Source organism: Flavobacterium sp. FlaQc-47, assembly GCF_044006475.1.
In the GTDB taxonomy this organism is placed as follows: Bacteria; Bacteroidota; Bacteroidia; order Flavobacteriales; family Flavobacteriaceae; genus Flavobacterium.
Window position 1 is genome coordinate 1 of the sequence record NZ_JBIPCQ010000005.1, and the last position, 16,622, is coordinate 16,622.

At 32.1% G+C, this 16,622-nt stretch carries 18 protein-coding genes and 1 tRNA gene; 13 read left to right on the forward strand and 6 right to left on the reverse strand.

Features of this window, described 5'->3' with window-relative positions; genetic code table 11:
- Positions 1-400 precede the first annotated feature (400 nt).
- The 8 genes from ACHRVX_RS16365 to ACHRVX_RS16400 all read left to right on the forward strand — a co-directional run bounded on the left by ACHRVX_RS16365 (position 401) and on the right by ACHRVX_RS16400 (position 5,778).
- Positions 401-964, forward strand: a complete 564-nt coding sequence (locus ACHRVX_RS16365; RefSeq protein ID WP_395334101.1) for a Crp/Fnr family transcriptional regulator — start codon at positions 401-403, stop codon at positions 962-964.
- A gap of 63 nt (positions 965-1,027) precedes the next feature.
- Positions 1,028-1,801: an acyl-ACP--UDP-N-acetylglucosamine O-acyltransferase gene (gene lpxA, locus ACHRVX_RS16370; protein WP_395334103.1), complete on the forward strand. Its 774-nt coding sequence runs from the start codon at positions 1,028-1,030 to the stop codon at positions 1,799-1,801.
- Between the two features lie 103 nt (positions 1,802-1,904).
- A complete protein-coding gene (locus ACHRVX_RS16375; protein WP_395334105.1) occupies positions 1,905-2,708 on the forward strand; it encodes an SDR family oxidoreductase in 804 nt (267 codons plus the stop codon).
- Between the two features lie 12 nt (positions 2,709-2,720).
- Positions 2,721-3,026: a hypothetical protein gene (locus ACHRVX_RS16380; protein ID WP_395334107.1), complete on the forward strand. Its 306-nt coding sequence runs from the start codon at positions 2,721-2,723 to the stop codon at positions 3,024-3,026.
- A 34-nt stretch (positions 3,027-3,060) separates the two neighbouring features.
- On the forward strand, positions 3,061-3,975 hold the full coding sequence (locus ACHRVX_RS16385) for a helix-turn-helix domain-containing protein (protein WP_395334109.1): 915 nt from the start codon (positions 3,061-3,063) through the stop codon (positions 3,973-3,975).
- A 3-nt stretch (positions 3,976-3,978) separates the two neighbouring features.
- On the forward strand, positions 3,979-4,305 hold the full coding sequence (locus ACHRVX_RS16390; RefSeq protein WP_395334111.1) for a MazG-like protein: 327 nt from the start codon (positions 3,979-3,981) through the stop codon (positions 4,303-4,305).
- A gap of 88 nt (positions 4,306-4,393) precedes the next feature.
- Positions 4,394-4,963 carry a Crp/Fnr family transcriptional regulator gene (locus ACHRVX_RS16395; protein WP_395334113.1) on the forward strand — a complete coding sequence of 190 codons (570 nt, stop codon included), beginning with the start codon at positions 4,394-4,396 and terminating at the stop codon, positions 4,961-4,963.
- A 77-nt stretch (positions 4,964-5,040) separates the two neighbouring features.
- Positions 5,041-5,778: an SDR family NAD(P)-dependent oxidoreductase gene (locus ACHRVX_RS16400; RefSeq protein ID WP_395334115.1), complete on the forward strand. Its 738-nt coding sequence runs from the start codon at positions 5,041-5,043 to the stop codon at positions 5,776-5,778.
- Positions 5,779-5,856: 78 nt separating this feature from the next.
- On the opposite strand, the gene ACHRVX_RS16405 is transcribed toward ACHRVX_RS16400, so the two are convergent.
- The 3 genes from ACHRVX_RS16405 to ACHRVX_RS16415 form a co-directional block, all read right to left on the reverse strand.
- On the reverse strand, positions 5,857-6,267 hold the full coding sequence (locus tag ACHRVX_RS16405; RefSeq protein ID WP_395334117.1) for a helix-turn-helix domain-containing protein: 411 nt from the start codon (positions 6,265-6,267) through the stop codon (positions 5,857-5,859).
- Positions 6,268-6,427: 160 nt separating this feature from the next.
- Positions 6,428-6,505 (reverse strand) — tRNA-Val (locus ACHRVX_RS16410).
- A 178-nt stretch (positions 6,506-6,683) separates the two neighbouring features.
- A complete protein-coding gene (locus ACHRVX_RS16415; RefSeq protein ID WP_395334119.1) occupies positions 6,684-7,910 on the reverse strand; it encodes a bifunctional folylpolyglutamate synthase/dihydrofolate synthase in 1,227 nt (408 codons plus the stop codon).
- 131 nt (positions 7,911-8,041) lie between these two features.
- Between ACHRVX_RS16415 and ACHRVX_RS16420 the strand changes: the two genes are divergently transcribed.
- Together ACHRVX_RS16420 and ACHRVX_RS16425 are read left to right on the forward strand one after the other, a co-directional pair.
- Positions 8,042-8,737 carry a MotA/TolQ/ExbB proton channel family protein gene (locus tag ACHRVX_RS16420; protein ID WP_395334121.1) on the forward strand — a complete coding sequence of 232 codons (696 nt, stop codon included), beginning with the start codon at positions 8,042-8,044 and terminating at the stop codon, positions 8,735-8,737.
- 3 nt (positions 8,738-8,740) lie between these two features.
- Complete coding sequence (locus ACHRVX_RS16425; protein WP_026983008.1) at positions 8,741-9,136, forward strand: biopolymer transporter ExbD; 396 nt, start codon at positions 8,741-8,743, stop codon at positions 9,134-9,136.
- Between the two features lie 504 nt (positions 9,137-9,640).
- On the opposite strand, the gene ACHRVX_RS16430 is transcribed toward ACHRVX_RS16425, so the two are convergent.
- From ACHRVX_RS16430 to ACHRVX_RS16440, 3 genes are all read right to left on the reverse strand, one after another.
- A complete protein-coding gene (locus ACHRVX_RS16430) occupies positions 9,641-10,543 on the reverse strand; it encodes an energy transducer TonB (RefSeq protein ID WP_395334123.1) in 903 nt (300 codons plus the stop codon).
- Between the two features lie 404 nt (positions 10,544-10,947).
- Positions 10,948-12,174 carry a Glu/Leu/Phe/Val dehydrogenase dimerization domain-containing protein gene (locus tag ACHRVX_RS16435; RefSeq protein ID WP_395334125.1) on the reverse strand — a complete coding sequence of 409 codons (1,227 nt, stop codon included), beginning with the start codon at positions 12,172-12,174 and terminating at the stop codon, positions 10,948-10,950.
- Positions 12,175-12,317: 143 nt separating this feature from the next.
- Positions 12,318-12,893 (reverse strand): chalcone isomerase family protein, encoded by a 576-nt coding sequence (locus ACHRVX_RS16440; protein ID WP_395334127.1) that lies wholly within the window; start codon positions 12,891-12,893, stop codon positions 12,318-12,320.
- 483 nt (positions 12,894-13,376) lie between these two features.
- Here ACHRVX_RS16440 and ACHRVX_RS16445 point away from each other — a divergent pair, with 483 nt between their 5' ends.
- From ACHRVX_RS16445 to ACHRVX_RS16455, 3 genes are all read left to right on the forward strand, one after another.
- Entirely contained in the window at positions 13,377-14,519 is a 1,143-nt protein-coding gene (locus ACHRVX_RS16445) for an acyl-CoA dehydrogenase (RefSeq protein WP_395334129.1), read from the forward strand.
- A gap of 279 nt (positions 14,520-14,798) precedes the next feature.
- Positions 14,799-15,275: a DinB family protein gene (locus ACHRVX_RS16450; RefSeq protein ID WP_395334131.1), complete on the forward strand. Its 477-nt coding sequence runs from the start codon at positions 14,799-14,801 to the stop codon at positions 15,273-15,275.
- A 351-nt stretch (positions 15,276-15,626) separates the two neighbouring features.
- Positions 15,627-16,601: a M20/M25/M40 family metallo-hydrolase gene (locus ACHRVX_RS16455; RefSeq protein ID WP_395334133.1), complete on the forward strand. Its 975-nt coding sequence runs from the start codon at positions 15,627-15,629 to the stop codon at positions 16,599-16,601.
- Positions 16,602-16,622 lie beyond the last annotated feature (21 nt).

Here is a 16,622-nt window from a genome sequence, read left to right on the forward strand (position 1 = left end):
AAGTGGTCGACTAAAAAATCAGGAAGCATAAATTTTAAAAGCTCTATAGGATCCATCTTAAATTCTTAGAGTACAAATCTCTTATTTTATTTTGACATTTCCTCCCCAAGATTTGTTCTTGATCCAATCAGGATCAACACGAAAACCTGTGGAGCGATAAAATTTAAGCATAAATTGTTAGTTAGTCTAAAAAGGAAAAATTCTACATTCGTTACACCTGTGAATTGCGATCTAAAAGCTTTTATTTTTGCATTAAAAAATTCTGTCGATGCATTTTGAAGTTAAACGGCGTCATTCATATTAAAAGTTTTACTCTGTTTCAAATCTTTACTATTCAAAATTTAACATAGATTCTTTTAGATTATTTATTAATAAATTTGTTTTTCGAACCATTTGAATTATGACTGAGTTAATTAATGTAATAAATAGTTTTCAGGAGCTAGACCTGGAGACAGAGAATGCTATAAAGTATTATTTTGTTGAAGAGAAGTTTAAGAAGGATGAATTGATTATTCAAGAAGGTAAAATATGTAATAAAATATATTTTATCAAATCTGGGACTGTTCGTAGATTCTGTATAGAAAATGGATTAGAAGTTACGAGATGGATTTACACGGATGACCAATTTGTCACATCATTAAGTAGTTTTTTTGAACAAAAACCTTCATTTGAGAATTTTCAAGCATGTGAAGAAACTATTGTTTATTCATTGTCTTATACAGACGAACAGATTCTATTGCAATATCCTTTATTTTCCAAATTTCATATTTTCCAACTTCGTTTTTATTTATCTAAAATTAACGAGTTTCATCATTTGTTTAGAGTTATGAATGCTCAAGAAAAATACAACTATCTACTTAATTCATTTCCAAAAATCATTATTAATTCTAAATTAAAGTATATTGCTTCACTCATTGGTGTTAGCCAGGAAACTTTAAGCCGAATACGTGCATCAATTTCTTGATGTAAGGTCAAGAAATGGCTTGTAATTTTTTCTAATATTTGTGATTCATTAAATATAGAAATATTGAAAAATAGTATAATAGATAAAAAGGCGATAATTGGAAAAAATGTTCATATTGGAAATTTTACAACTATCGAAAATGATGTCGTAATTGGAGATGATACTTGGATTGGTAATAATGTAAATATTTTGAGTGGTACAAGAATTAGTGAAAGATGTAAAATACATGCGGGAGCTATTTTAGGTGGAATTCCACAAGATTTAAAATATAAAGGTGAATATACTTTACTGCAGATTGGTAATAATACTGTCATTAGGGAATTTGTCACTATAAACCTAGGAACTGCTTCAAAAGGTAAAACTATAATTGGGAATGAAAATTTAATTATGGCAAATACTCATATCGGGCATGATTGTTTTATAGGTAATAATTGTGTTATTGGATTTAATGTTGGTATGTCTGGAGAAGTTTGCATTGGTGATTGCGTTACTATTAGTGGTTTAACAGCCATCCATCAATTCTCACATATTGGTGAGAATTCTATGATAAGCGGAATGAGTCGTATTGTAAAAGATGTTCCTCCTTATGTTTTAGCTGCTCGTGAACCGCTATCTTATTGTGGTTTGAATTTGGTTGGTTTAAAGAGAAGGGATTTTGAAAAGGAGAAAATGCTTGAATTAAAAGATATCTATCGAATTGTTTTTCAGGAAAAGCGAAATATTACTCAGGCCTTAAAAATAATTGAACATGATTTTGAGTCTACTGTAGAACGGGATAAAATCATAGCCTTTATTAAAGAATCAACGAGAGGCATTATAAAAGGAAATTTTCAATAGGATCTAAAGCGCGTGTCATTTTGGCTAATATAAACTTCAAAATGGCTACATTCTGTGATTATTATCTGTAGATTTTTGTATTATAATTTTTAAATATAAAAAAATGCACAAGACAATTTTTATCACAGGAGCTTCATCGGGTTTAGGGAAATCAACTGCAAAATTATTTCAGAGTAAAGGCTGGTTAGTAATTGCAAGTATGCGTAATCCTGAAAAAGAAACCGAATTAAATAAACTTAAAAATGTTATTATACTTCCTTTGGATGTAACCGACCCAGAACAAATTATTTCAACTGTCGAAGAAGTTACCAGTTTATATTCTGTTGATGTTGTAATGAATAATGCGGGATATGGTTTAATTGGTGTTTTGGAATCCTTAAATGATGAGCAAATTCATCGTCAGATTATAACTAATTTGCTTAGCGTAATTAGGGTTTCTAAAGCCTTTACACCTCACTTTCGTGAAAAGACGAGCGGTACATTTATAAATATTACTTCTACTTTTGGATTGTTGGGATTTCCGACTTGTTCAATTTACAGTGCTACTAAATTTGCAATTGATGGGTTTTCTGAAAGTATGGCATACGAATTAGCTCAATTTGGAATACAAGTAAAAATTATTGCTCCGGGAGGAATGCAAACTGATTTTGCTGTTCGATCTATGGAATTAGGAAAACACGATGCTTATGAAAAGTTAACCGCAGAAGTAAGTAAAGGTTATAGTGCGGAGAAAATTAGTAATTATTCTAAAGTAGAAGATATTGCTGAAATTGTATATCAAGCGGCTACAGATAATAAAAATCAATTGCGATATATTGCAGGAATTGATGCTAATCAATTGTATAACGAAAGAATGTTAGGAATTGAAACACAAGTTCGGAATATTAAAACGATGTTTACTTTTTAATTTAAATCAAAGATGAAAAATCAAGCTATAGAACTAACTACCTTTAGATTAAATAACAGTACGATTGAACAATTTATTACTGCTAACGCAGATATTGATACATTTTTGAAAAGGCAAAAAGGATTTGTATCCAGAAGCATTTTTGAACTAAAAAAAGATATTGTTTATGATTTATTGGTATGGGAAACGGCTAAAGATGGTACAGCTGCCATGCATAAGCTAATGACCGAGTTAAGTGATTCTGTTGTTCATGATCTAATTGATCAAAGCAGTGTAAGTTGGAATATTGCACCAATAGAGCATTTTATAAAATTTTAAGAAGCGGGTCATTAAATTTAATTAAAGTAATATCATGAAAAATCAGCCTAAAATATTCAATACAATATCTGAGCTTCATTCTGCTATGAATCAAGCTAAGCCAGTTCATCCACTTATAAGTATTATAAATTATGGAGAAGCTATTTTTGACCCTAAAGATTTTGAACAAGGAATTATTTTGGATTTTTATAAAATATCCTTCAAAACTCATTTTACAGGAAAACTTCGATACGGTCAAGGTTTTTATGACTTTGAAGAAGGAGGAATGTCGTTTGTTTCACCTGGACAAATTTTGAAAATGCAGGATGAAGAGGCTGATTATACCGGAATGTCATTGAATATTCATCCTGATTTTATCCGTCCGTATTCTTTAAATAGTAATATAAAAAATTATGGTTTCTTTAATTATTCGGCTGCTGAAGCTTTGTATTTGTCAGAGAAGGAAAAGGAAACTATTTTGAATGTTTTTGCATCTATCCAAAATGAATTGAATGAACGTATAGATAATTTTAGTCAGGATGTAATTATATCGCAAATTGAATTGTTGCTAAATTATAGTAATCGGTTTTATAACCGACAGTTTATTACCCGAAAAGCAGGTAATCACGATGTGCTTGTCAAATTAGAAGCTGAAATAAATGATTATTTTGATACTGAAAAAACATTGTTAAATGGCGTGTTAACTGTTCAGTTTTTAGCAGATCAATTGAATCTTTCCCCAAGATATCTGAGCGATTTATTGCGTAATCTTTGTGGTCAAAACACACAGCAATTTATTCATGATAAATTAATTGAAAAAGCAAAAGAATATATTGCAAACGGAACCTATTCGGTTTCGGAAATTGGATATAAATTAGGATTTGAACATCCGCAATCCTTTAATAAATTATTCAAGAAAAAAACAAACTTAAGTCCTATTGCATTCAAAGAATCCTTTAATAAAAATTAGATTATGTCATCAATAAATTTTGAACAACTAAAAGAACGCTCTTTAGCAATTAGAAAATGTTATCATGAACTGGAACAAATACATCATGGAAGTGTGTGGACTGTGGAAGAAGATGCATTGGCCTTTTTAACAGATGCCGGTTTAGTTGGACGTCACGTAATGTCGCAACAAGGAAGATGGCCAAAAGAAAATACAGAAGAAGAACTTAAACATAAAATAGGTGAATGTATTTGGTGGCTTACTATTTTGGCTGACAGAATGGATATTAATATTGGAGATGCCACAGAATCGTTTTTGACTAGAACCGAAACATTATTTGAAAAAAAGTAAAAATGCTGGTGAAATCGTTTGAAAAATATTGTTTTGTTTTTTGTCAAATGACAAATTTTTCAAAAATAACTTTGACTAACTTGCAACTATGAAAGAGTTTATAGATTATATTTTACAGTTTGGAACTTTAAATCAGCATCAAACTGATTTGATTTTAACCAAAGCCACTGAATTAGAGTTTAAGAAAGATGAATATTTTTCTGAAGCTGGAAAGGTTTCACAACAAGTTGGATTTGTTTTAGACGGTATTGTTCGTGTTTGTTATTACAATAACAAAGGAGAAGAAATTACCAAATATTTCATTGAAGAAAATAATCTTGTGGTAGATCTGGAAAGTTTTGATAACGAAATTCCATCAACAGCTTATGTGCAAGCTACTACAGATTGTAAATTACTGGTTTTTTCCAGAAAGGACTGGAAAGAACTTTTAGATACAATAATTCCCTGGGAAGCAATCGTGCATAAAATTATCTCAAAAGCATTAAGACAAAAAGTAGAACGAAGAAGTCCTTTAGTTGCAGAAGACGCTACAACACGTTATTTAATGTTTTTAGATATCTATCCAAATGTTATCAATCGTGTTCCGCTTTCTTATGTTGCATCTTATCTGGGTATTACACAATCATCATTAAGCCGGATTCGAAAAAATATACGCTAAATCGTTTTTTGCCAAATGGCAAATGATATAGTTTTTAAACAGCTGATCTTTGCTGTATTAATTTAAAAACGTAAAAGATGAAAACAGTATTAATTACAGGAGCAAATAGAAGTATTGGTTTAGAACTGGTAAAAGAATTTTCTAAAAAAGGATTATTTGTTTATTTAGGAACTCGTGATCTTGAAAAAGGACAAGCAGTAGTAAAAGAATTAAGTGAAAATGGATTTCAAAATATCAAAGCAATTCAAATTGATGTAACAAAACCGGATACAATTTTGGCTGCGGCAAATAGTGTAGAAGCTGAACAGGGCAAATTGGACATTCTGATAAACAATGCAGGAATTAGCGGAGCATTGCCTCAAAGTGCTTTTGATACCTCAATTAATGATATTCAAAATGTATTTGATACAAACTTTTTTGGAGTTATTAGTGTTACGCAAGCCTTTTTAGAATTACTTAAAAAGTCTGAAAGTGCCAGAATAAGCAATATTACTTCAGGTCTTGGATCATTGGCATTACATAGTGATCCTAATTGGAAATATTATAATTTTAAAGCAACAAGTTATGTTACGTCAAAGGCAGCGTTGAATGCGTACACAATCGTTTTGGCTTATGAGTTAAGAGATTTACCATTTAAAGTAAATGTAATAGATCCCGGTTATACAGCTACAGATTTTAATCATCATAGCGGACCAGGATCAATAGAAAGTGCAGCTGCTTTTATTATCAAACATACGCTTACAGATGAAAACGGACCTACCGGAAAATTCTTTAGTAATGATATTGAAGATGAATCCGGAATAAGTCCGTGGTAAAATAAAATTTGATTTTCGGAAATCCTAAAAAACAAAAAAGAGACGTACGTCTCTTTTTTTTGTATCTTAAATTTAGATTTATTTTTTAAAAAGTTTTTCTAAATATTCAATTTTATCTTTTTCTGCCTGAAGTAAACGTTCGTATAGTTTTTTATTTTCTTCGTAAGCATCAACTAGCTTATCCAATGGATTAAATGTGCAATAATGATTATGATTTCCGACAGATCCCTGACTGTTATCGTAAAAATTATTAAAATAACTAATTGCAGCTTCGTCTGAGAAATTTTTAAGCGCTTCGATACTTACTCCTAAAGCTTTTGCTACGGCAATCAGTTTGTCATCATCGATAGTTTCACTGTTTTCCAAAGCAGATATCGTTTGCTGACTCATACCCAAAGCTTGTGCCAATGCTTCCTGTTTCATATCTCGAAGTTCACGAATACGGCTAATTTTTCGCCCTATGTGATTTGATTTTGTAATTGTGCTCATAATTCAAAGATATTTAAAATTTCTCAGAAATTTCCCATTTGGTAAAAAACAAGCATTCTTTTGTTTGATACAAATTTCGTGATTATAAAAATCTGATTTTTCAAATTGATCGTGTAAAAAATAGCCATAAAAAAACTCCTTAATTTCTTAAGGAGTTTCTTGGTGGGCGATGAGGGGTTCGAACCCCCGACCCCCTCGGTGTAAACGAGGTGCTCTGAACCAGCTGAGCTAATCGCCCTATTTTACTAGGTTGCTATCGTTTGTGATTGCGAGTGCAAATATAAGCCACTTTTTCAGTTCTGCAAACAAAATACGCTAAAAATTTAAAGTTTTTTTAAAGTTTTTTCTATCTAGTTGTAATTGAATTTATTATAACACAAGTTATTTTAGTCTTTTTCATACAATTTTAAATTCCGTTAGTTTAATGGTAATTCGGCAACAACAAAAGTACTTCCGCCAACATAGATAAAATCGTTTTTTGAGGCATTTTGCTTTGCTTCGGCGAAAGCCAACTCAACAGAATCGTATTTTTTACCACTTAAGTTATATTTCTGAGCAGCTTCTTTTAATATCTCGGTATCTAAACCTCTTGAAGAGTCTGGTCTGCAAAAATAATATTGTGCTTTTTTAGGAAACAATGGCAAAATAGAATCCAGGTCTTTATCATTTACTACTCCTAAAACAATGTGTAAGTTTTCAAAAGTCTCTTTCTGAATCTGATTCATCACAACTGCTAATCCGTGTTTGTTGTGTGCCGTGTCGCAAATAATTTTAGGATTTTCGCCCAATTGCTGCCATCTTCCTTGTAAGCCCGTATTTTTTACCACTTTCGATAAACCAGATTTTAAATTTTCATCAGAAACCTTAAATTCATTTTGAGAGTTTAAAACCGCAATAGTTTGCTGAACCGTTTTCTTATTATGAAATTGATAATCCCCAATTAAATCAGATGGAAAAACTTCTGAAATTAAATCCGAAGCAAAAAATATTCGTGCTTTGTTTTCTTCGGCTTTAGCCAAAAATACAGGCTGGGTTTCATTTGTATATTCTCCAATAATAACAGGAACATTTGGTTTAATAATTCCTGCTTTTTCACCTGCAATTGCTGCCGGAGTGTTTCCTAAAAATTGTGTATGATCTAAATCGATGTTGGTTATAACCGAAATTACAGGTGTAATAATATTCGTAGCGTCCAATCTTCCGCCAAGACCCACTTCGATAATAGCAATATCTGTTTTCTCAGAAGCAAAATAATCAAAAGCTAAACCAACAGACATTTCGAAAAAACTCATATCGTTGGCTTCAAAAAAATCTTTATGTTTTGCCACAAATTCACAAACAAAATCTTCTGAAATTTCTTCACCATTGATTTTAATTCTTTCCCTGAAATCTTTTAAATGTGGCGAAGTATACAATCCAACTTTATATCCCGCTTCTTGCAAAACCGAGGCCAACATGTGCGAAGTTGAACCTTTGCCGTTTGTTCCCGCGACATGAATACACTTTAACTGCTTTTCAGGATGATCAAGATGTGCTGCCAATACTTTAATATTAGTCAAATCTTCCTTATATGCCGAAGCGCCTTGAAGTTGATACATCGGGAGTTGATTAAACATCCAATTTGTAGTTTCCTGATAGTTCATGTATTTTGGATAAAATAGTTGCTGTTTGAAATAATTTTCGATTTTTTTAGTTTTATATTAGAGCGAAAATTATCTTTATTGCAAATTTCAAATATTTTTTAGAATTAATTATTAAAAACAAGAATTAATATATGTTTAGTTTCATTCAATTACAAACAGATACCATTGCAAACGCCGCATCTAACGTAGTTATCGAAAAAATTGCACCAAATACAGAGATCTCAGTTCTAGGGTTTATCCTAAAGGGAGGTTTTTTCCTGATTCCAATCGCCATCTTATTATTCTATACTTTTTATGTCATTATAGAACGTTATTTATATATTAGTAAAGCATCTAAAATTGATGCCAGGTTAATGCAGGATATTGCAGATAAACTGAACGCAGGGAATATTGAATTAGCAAGAACAATTGTTGAAAGAAGTAATACTGCAGCAGGAAATATTTTAAAAGAAGGAGTTTTAGTAATAGGGCGACCAATTGCAGAAATTGAATCGAATATGGACCGTGCTGCCGATATTGAAATTGGTGAAATGGAAAGACATCTGGGACATCTTGGACTTATTGCCGGTATTGCACCAACGCTTGGTTTTATTGGTACAATTTCCGGAGTTATCAAGATTTTTTACAGCATATCAGTTACAGAAAATATTAGTATTGGAAATATTTCCGGAGGATTATATGAAAAAATGATTAGTTCAGGTTCCGGACTTATTGTAGGTATTGTTGCCTATAGTGCTTACCACTTATTGAACGGAAAAATTGATGATTTTGCTTTAAAAATCCAAAAACAAATATTAGAGTTTGTCAATATAATTCAAAGAGCATAAGGTATGTCTATTAAAAGAAAGAGAAGATTTCATGCCGAAGTGGCGACTTCATCATTAAGTGATATTATGTTTTTCCTGCTGTTGTTTTTTCTTATTATTTCAACACTTGCAAATCCTAATGTTATCAAAATGACTTTGCCCAAAGCGAAATCAAATGAAAAAACCAATAAACAATTAATCAGTTTATCAGTTACCGAAGATAAAAAATTCTACATCGACAAAGAACCCGTAGATTTCGAAAATCTGGAAACGAGTTTGATGTCTAAAATTGGAGCAGATAAAGAGCAAACTGTTGTTGTTCGAATTCCGTTTAATTTACAGGTTCAGGATCTAGTAGATGTTTTACAAATAGGGGTAAAGAACAATTTGAAGTTTGTAATTGCAACAAGTCCGAAGTAAAATTACTTGGGCGTGACCACAATAAAAAAATGGGCCAATCAGCATAACGTTGATTCGCCCATTTTTTTATTCCGGTCGGGCTATACGCGCTACTTCGGTAGCCAGCTTCTATCCCTCACGCGGAGAGGATAGAAGAAAGAGTATAGAAGAAAGAGTATAGAAGAAAGAGTATAGAAGAAAGAGTATAGAAGAAAGAGCAAAGAGGAAAGAAGATAGAGTAGATAGAAAAAGTAGCGATAGAATTTGTCAGTGCGAGGAATGATGCAATCTCACTATATCGTACTAGTAGCTTAACAAAGATGTTCGACACAGATTGTGGAATTACTTTTCAGAGTTTCGTTTGGGATTCTTCCTCGGTCAGGATGAAAAAATTGTGGTTACTTTGAGGATTTCTCCTGCGTCGAAATTGAAAAAAAAGCGCATAAAAAAGGCTTTCTGATTATTTCAAAAAGCCTTTTTTATGTTTGTTACAATTTTTGTAAATCAGTACAATTCGTGTTTCTCTTAATCTAAACTAAAATTATAAATAATTTTCCCCACTTGTTTTGCAGGAGCATTATCATCAGCATCCCATTTTGTATTCATGGCAGCAATCTTAGCTTGATCGAGCAAACATCTGGCTGTATTTGTTGTTCCTTTTATTCCGGCAGTTGCGCTTATTGTTTTTCCATTTTGATCAACTGTAACTTCAACTACTACTTTTCCTTCTTCATTACACGTATATTTTGGGGCAGGCTTGGAGAGTGCTTTTCTGTTTCCTAAAGCATACCCAGATCCACCGCCAGAACCTCCGCCACTTCCGGCTCCGTAACCGCTTCCTGTGCCAATTCCGTTTCCTGTGCCATTTCCTCCTCCAGTTCCGCCACCAGAACCTCCAGTTCCATAATATCCTCCGGAACTTAAACTTCCGCCTGCTTTTCCTTTGTTTCCAGCCGCTTTATCATCTCCGTCTCCGCCTTTTTTTGATCCTTTTAAAATACTGGATAAAGCATCGTTCGTAGAATTTGAAACTTTTGGTTTCTCAGGAACAGGTTTTGCTTCCGGTTTTACAATTGGTGTTGGTTTTTTAGGTTTTTCTTTTACAGGAATAATTACGTCTTCTGCCGTAGTTGCTGTATTTTCCTGAGTTATTATAGCTTCATCCGGAGTTGCTTTTGCAGGAGCTTGTTTAGTTTCATTTTTTACATTTAAAACTTCACTCTTGTAATTTTCCCCGGAACCTAAATCACTATCTCCAAAATTTACTGTAACGCCGCCACCGCCACCGCCTGCAGCAAGTGCCGAATTGTTTTCGGGATTGTAAGGAGGCCAAAAGCGAATGAAAAATAAAAGCAATAACAGAACAGCATAAATAGCTGTAGATATTAATAGTGATTTCCTTTTATCTGAAGAATCGGTCGAAGTCATTGTAGATTCTGAATTTTGTAATAGTATTTAATAAAAACGTTTAAAAGTAGTAAAAATTGTTTAGAATCAAAGGGAGAATTTAACTGCAGAGTTCGCAAAGGTTTACGCAAAGTTCACAAAGCTCGTTGAGTTGTTTTTAGCATGCAGATTTGGCATATTGAGCAGATTTTTTCTTTTGAAGAATTAATAAAATAGTATAATTTTAAAAATAGATCTGCTCAATATGCCAAATCTGCGTGAAAATTTTATTGCAAAGTTTTTTTATCTGTTTAAATCCGTGTTAATCTGTGGGCAAAATTTCACCACAAAGGTTTGGAAATCTTTTTAATCCTTTTAATCTGCGGGAAAGAAAACGGACCAAATAAAAGTATTTGATCCGTTTAAATTAAAAGTATAAAAAAGAATTACACTAATTGTTTCAATGCAATTTCAAAAGCAGTTGCACTAATATTTGTTTTTGACGGATTTAAAGCATGAGCTTTTACAATCGCATTTTTTATAATTTCAGAAGTATCATTGAAAATTGCCTCATCTGTCATTTGAACTTTTTTCTCCATGAAATAAGCAAAAACCCTTGCCATTCCGCAATTTGAGATAAAATCAGGAATCAAACTCACTTTATGATCTACTTCTTCCATAATAGAACCGAAGAAAATTTCTTTGTCAGCAAAAGGAACATTCGCTCCACAAGAAATTACTTCTAATCCGTTTGCAATTAAACTATCGATTTGAGTTTGTTGTACCAATCTTGATGCGGCACAAGGCGTGAAAATTTCAGCACCAATAGTCCATATTTTTGAGTTGATTTCTTCAAACGGAATCATATTATCTGCGACTAATTTATTTCCGTCTTTATTTAAAAATAAAGTTTTAATTTCATCAAATGAAAAACCTTCTTCATTAATTAATCCGCCATCGCGATCAATAATTCCAATAACTTTTGCTCCCATTTCTGCAAGGTAAAAAGCAGCTGCAGAGCCTACGTTTCCAAAACCTTGTACAATGGCTTTTTTACCTTTTATGTCTCCGCCGTATGTTGCATAAAAATGACGAACTGCTTCTGCTACGCCATATCCTGTAATCATATCGGCAACAGTATATTTTCTGGTTACATCCGGAGAAAATTTTGGGTTTTCGATTACCTTAATTACACCTTGACGTAATTGACCAATTCTATTAATTTTATCAGCTTCTGTGGGTTTAAAATGTCCGTTAAAAACGCCTTCCTGCGGATGCCAGACACCACATTCTTCCGTCATAGGAATCACTTCGTGAATTTCATCTACATTTAAATCTCCGCCAGTTCCGTAATAACTTTTTAATAAAGGCGAAACTGCTTTGTACCAGCGTTGCAAAACCCCTTTTTTACGAGGATCATTCGGGTCAAAATTAATTCCGGATTTTGCGCCTCCAATTGCAGGTCCGGAAACTGAAAATTTAACCTCCATAGTTTTGGCTAACGACAAAACTTCATTCATATCTAAGCCTTTTCTCATTCTTGTTCCTCCACCAGCAGCTCCTCCGCGAAGTGAATTAATAACAGTCCAACCTTCGGCTTCTGTTTCAGAATCTTTCCAGTTAAAAACAATTTCAGGTGGTTTATTTTCAAATTGTTGTAATAAATCTTTCATTTTGTTGAGATATGTTTAGTTTGCGTAAAAGTATAAAATAGAATAATGCGAATAATGTATTTGACCTCAATTTTTATGAAACAAAAACAGAAAGCCGAAAACATTACGTTTTCGGCTTTCTAAATATTCTTATAATTTAAGAATTATATTCCAAGCAAGTGTTTTTTCAAAGTATCATCAACCGGTTTATCAGAAAGCCAGATTCCAAATAATGCTTTTTTGAAATCAAATCCGGAAACTTTTCCTTTTAAAACCTCATTTTTATAAACATTCACAGTTTGATCAAGTGGATTATAACCTAAAACAAAAACGTCTTTCTCAGTAATAGCATCACTTAGCAGGGTTTTAAATTGTTCTATTCTTGGTCTTAATTCTTCAAGATTGCTTCCGGCAGATTTTTCGAAACCACTATTCATTGCTTTTGTCAGTTTGCCTGACGAAACCATTGAAGATGTAATTTCAATTCTGATCGCCATTTCAGTATCGCTGTCAATTATAAATTTTGGATCCTGACTTAATTGAGATAGATACAATGCCTGCACATAAACTTCAAGCCACATTTTTGATCTTCCGCCAGCGCCATTAAGTTGTAAAGTCTTACCTTGAAATTCAATTTTTCTGGGTACTGTAACTCCGTTTACCTCTAATTGAGTTTGCGCAGAAACGGTCGAAAATTGTATGCTTAATAAGAGTGTAAGTACAAGTAAAATCTTTTTCATATTCATCAATTTTATAATTTTTGGGTAAAAATAATGCTAATTTATCAATTATACGCCGTTTTTTATAAAGTTTTTTTTGTGACGGATTTAATGTTTTTAATCCTATTTGATTAGTAATCAAATTAGTAAGAGTAATTTTACGTAGTTTTACGCATTTTAAGGTTTGTTTAATCTTTAGTAGATTAACTTTTGTAAAATCTGCTGTATTTTAGATGTTTTTGCGGGTATTAAATTCGTAAAATTTAAAGAAAACGTTGCTAACTTAGTACCTGTATTACTAAATTTTATAATTATTACGAAAACGATATCGTAATTTACTGTCGATATATTAAATTTATATGCGTGCATTGTTAATTCAACATTTAAAATTTATCTTTGGGAGCCTTTTTTTTAGGAAATAAAACATTCAAAAAACAAAACTAACCATCAGCTAAACAAAATATTTGAAATTTGGTTTAGATGAAACAATAAAAAAATACAATTATGGATTTCAATCTTACCGAAGAACATTTAATGATTCAACAAGCTGCGAGAGATTTTGCTCAAAACGAATTGTTGGCTGGAGTTATTGAACGTGACGAAAAACAAATTTTTCCGACCGAGCAAGTAAAAAAAATGGGACAATTAGGATTCATGGGAATGATGGTTGATCCTAAATACGGAGGAAGCGGTTTAGATACTATTTCATATGTAATTGCTATGGAAGAAATATCTAAAGTTGATGCATCAGCTTCGGTAGTAATGTCAGTAAACAACTCATTAGTTTGTTGGGGTTTACAAGAATTTGGAACCGAAGAACAAAAACAAAAATATTTACCGGGTTTAGCATCGGGTGAAATTCACGGAGCATTTTGCTTAAGTGAACCGGAAGCAGGAAGTGATGCAACTTCGCAAAAAACGACTGCCGTAGATATGGGAGATCACTACATTGTAAACGGAACTAAAAACTGGATTACAAACGGAAATACAGCATCCGTTTATTTAGTAATTGCTCAAACGCATCCGGAATTAAAACACAAAGGAATTAATGCGTTGATCATGACTAAAGATATGCCGGGATTTTCTATTGGTCCTAAAGAACAAAAAATGGGAATTCGTGGTTCTGATACACATTCTTTAATGTTTAGTGATGTAAAAGTTCCTAAAGAAAACAGAATTGGTGAAGATGGTTTCGGATTCAAATTTGCGATGAAAACTCTTGCCGGCGGACGTATCGGTATTGCATCTCAAGCTTTAGGAATCGCTTCCGGAGCTTATGAGTTGGCTTTAAAATATTCTAAAGAACGTAAAGCCTTTGGAACTGAAATTTGCAATCACCAGGCAATTGCGTTTAAATTAGCAGATATGGCGGTTAATATCGAAGCAGCGCGTCATTTATGTATGAAAGCAGCGTGGGATAAAGACCAGCATAAAAACTATGATGTAAGTGGGGCAATGGCAAAATTATTTGCTTCGCAAGTAGCTATGGATACGGCTGTTGAAGCAGTTCAGATTCACGGAGGAAATGGTTATGTAAAAGAATATCATGTAGAACGTTTTATGCGTGATGCAAAAATTACTCAAATTTATGAAGGAACTTCCGAAATTCAGAAAATAGTGATTTCAAGATCAGTTATCGCAGGATAATTTATTTAAATATAAAGAATCAAACCCTTTCAGACTTAGTGTCTGAAAGGGTTTTTTATTTGGAAAATATTGAAAATGATAAATTAAAATGTATTTCTGATTGTAAGAGTGAATTTAAAATGGTAGTTGACATTTTTTGAAATTCGAGGGAAACTATAAATCAATAATGATCGTATATTATAATAGACGCAAGATTCGGTTTGTAGCCTATTTCGTTTATGTTTTAGATTGCCTTAAATTATAAAAAACAATTGTTTAACTTTCTAAATTTAAATAGCCATGTTATTAAAATCAATACGTTACAGTTTAGATGAATTAATTTATCTGTTAAATCAATTGTCAGATAAAGGATATTCTAAATCTTGTGAATCTTTAGGGAATGAAACAATTGGTGAACACACAAGACACATTATCGAAATGTTTCAATGTCTTGAAAATAGTTATGATTTAGGTATTTTGAATTATGGCAATCGAGAAAGAAATGATCAAATTGAAACAGAAATTGAATTTGCGAAGCAATGCGTTGTTGAAATAAGAACGGGATTAAAAAGTGAAAATAAAATTCTTTATCTTGAGCATGTTATTGGTGGACTTGCAATCAGAATTCAAAGTAGTTATTATCGTGAATTACTTTATAATCTGGAAAATTGTATCCATCATCAGACTTTGATAAAAGTAGCAGTTTTAAAATTTCAGAATATTGCTGTCATTGAAAATTCTGGGATTGCTGATTCTACCAGTGAATATAGAAACTAGTAGTTTCCATTGTCTAAGTTGCTATTGTCGAAAAGACAGCCAGAATATGACTATTATATGTTCAAACAATCGAAAATCTCCGTTAATGATTTAAAGTTTATCATTACTTAAATTTACAATAGATAGAAAGTTAAAATATTATTATATTGCAGGAACTTTGATGTCTGTTTTTAAGAACATTGAGTTTGATTTTACAAATTCTTTTGGTAAAGAATTTGTTTTAAAATTTATAATCCTCGTTTTATTTCGGTACCCATTTTAAGGAATCGTTCAGGCTTACAAAGTGTATAAAAAATATTTTAAATTATCTGCTTTAGAAATTTAATTCTGAAGTCAAAAACATTTCAGTTTATGAAAAAACTATATTTTCTTCTTCCGTTTGTTTTATTAGCATGCAAATCAATTCAGTCAACAAGTGAAAAGACTTCAAAAGAAAATTCAAAACCTATTGAAGTCGCTTATAAAGTTAATGAAGCAGAAGTTTCAGAATTCCTTAAGTATCTTTCTTCAGATGAATTAGAAGGCCGTGAAACCGGAACAAAAGGAATAGAGAAAGCTGCGGTTTTTTTAGAAGATTTCTTTAAAAAAAACAATGTAAAACCATATTTTTCTTCTTATCGCGATACAATTACAAATTTTAAAGCTGCCGCTTTTAATATTGTTGGAGTTTTAGAAGGAACTGATCCGGTTCTCAAAAAAGAGTTTATAGTTCTAAGCGCACATTATGACCATATTGGATTAGAGAAAAAGAAACAAGCTGACATTGTTTTTAATGGAGCTAATGATGATGCATCAGGAGTTACAGCTGTTGCGCAAATGGCGAAATATTTTAGTGAGACAAAATCAAATAAACGAAGTATTCTTTTTGTGTTTTTTACCGGAGAAGAAAAAGGGTTGTTAGGTTCTAAAAGTTTAGTGCAAAAACTTAAAAAGCAAGATTTTAATTTATACACACAATTAAATATCGAAATGATTGGCGTTCCTATGAAACGTGATTATCTGGCGTATGTTACCGGTTTTGACAAATCCAACATGGCGGAAAAAATCAATGAATATACAGGCAAAAAAACAATTGGCTTTTTACCAAAAGAAGCTGAATATGAATTATTTTACAGATCAGACAATTATTCTTTTTATGATGTTTTCAAGAAACCATGTCAATCAATAAGTACTTTTGATTTTGAGAATTTTGATTTTTATCACCATGTCTCAGATGAATTCAAAGTAATGGATATTCCGCATATGACATCTTTTATACAAGAATTTTTGCCAGCTGTAACTATAATTGCAACTTCGCCAACACAAGAAATTACAATGAATAAATAATCGGTCTTTCTATCTGATTTG

What these genes read in the sequence shown, in the direction of transcription:
- ACHRVX_RS16380 (WP_395334107.1), top strand. Translation starts at nt 2,721, where the DNA reads ATGAAAAATCAAGCTATAGAACTAACTACCTTTAGATTAAATAACAGT.
- ACHRVX_RS16365 (WP_395334101.1), top strand. Translation starts at nt 401, where the DNA reads ATGACTGAGTTAATTAATGTAATAAATAGTTTTCAGGAGCTAGACCTG.
- ACHRVX_RS16450 (WP_395334131.1), top strand. Translation starts at nt 14,799, where the DNA reads ATGTTATTAAAATCAATACGTTACAGTTTAGATGAATTAATTTATCTG.
- ACHRVX_RS16430 (WP_395334123.1), bottom strand. Translation starts at nt 10,543, where the DNA reads ATGACTTCGACCGATTCTTCAGATAAAAGGAAATCACTATTAATATCT.
- ACHRVX_RS16385 (WP_395334109.1), top strand. Translation starts at nt 3,061, where the DNA reads ATGAAAAATCAGCCTAAAATATTCAATACAATATCTGAGCTTCATTCT.
- ACHRVX_RS16395 (WP_395334113.1), top strand. Translation starts at nt 4,394, where the DNA reads ATGAAAGAGTTTATAGATTATATTTTACAGTTTGGAACTTTAAATCAG.
- ACHRVX_RS16390 (WP_395334111.1), top strand. Translation starts at nt 3,979, where the DNA reads ATGTCATCAATAAATTTTGAACAACTAAAAGAACGCTCTTTAGCAATT.
- ACHRVX_RS16420 (WP_395334121.1), top strand. Translation starts at nt 8,042, where the DNA reads ATGTTTAGTTTCATTCAATTACAAACAGATACCATTGCAAACGCCGCA.
- ACHRVX_RS16445 (WP_395334129.1), top strand. Translation starts at nt 13,377, where the DNA reads ATGGATTTCAATCTTACCGAAGAACATTTAATGATTCAACAAGCTGCG.
- ACHRVX_RS16400 (WP_395334115.1), top strand. Translation starts at nt 5,041, where the DNA reads ATGAAAACAGTATTAATTACAGGAGCAAATAGAAGTATTGGTTTAGAA.
- ACHRVX_RS16405 (WP_395334117.1), bottom strand. Translation starts at nt 6,267, where the DNA reads ATGAGCACAATTACAAAATCAAATCACATAGGGCGAAAAATTAGCCGT.
- ACHRVX_RS16440 (WP_395334127.1), bottom strand. Translation starts at nt 12,893, where the DNA reads ATGAAAAAGATTTTACTTGTACTTACACTCTTATTAAGCATACAATTT.
- ACHRVX_RS16455 (WP_395334133.1), top strand. Translation starts at nt 15,627, where the DNA reads ATGAAAAAACTATATTTTCTTCTTCCGTTTGTTTTATTAGCATGCAAA.
- ACHRVX_RS16435 (WP_395334125.1), bottom strand. Translation starts at nt 12,174, where the DNA reads ATGAAAGATTTATTACAACAATTTGAAAATAAACCACCTGAAATTGTT.
- ACHRVX_RS16425 (WP_026983008.1), top strand. Translation starts at nt 8,741, where the DNA reads ATGTCTATTAAAAGAAAGAGAAGATTTCATGCCGAAGTGGCGACTTCA.
- ACHRVX_RS16375 (WP_395334105.1), top strand. Translation starts at nt 1,905, where the DNA reads ATGCACAAGACAATTTTTATCACAGGAGCTTCATCGGGTTTAGGGAAA.
- ACHRVX_RS16415 (WP_395334119.1), bottom strand. Translation starts at nt 7,910, where the DNA reads ATGAACTATCAGGAAACTACAAATTGGATGTTTAATCAACTCCCGATG.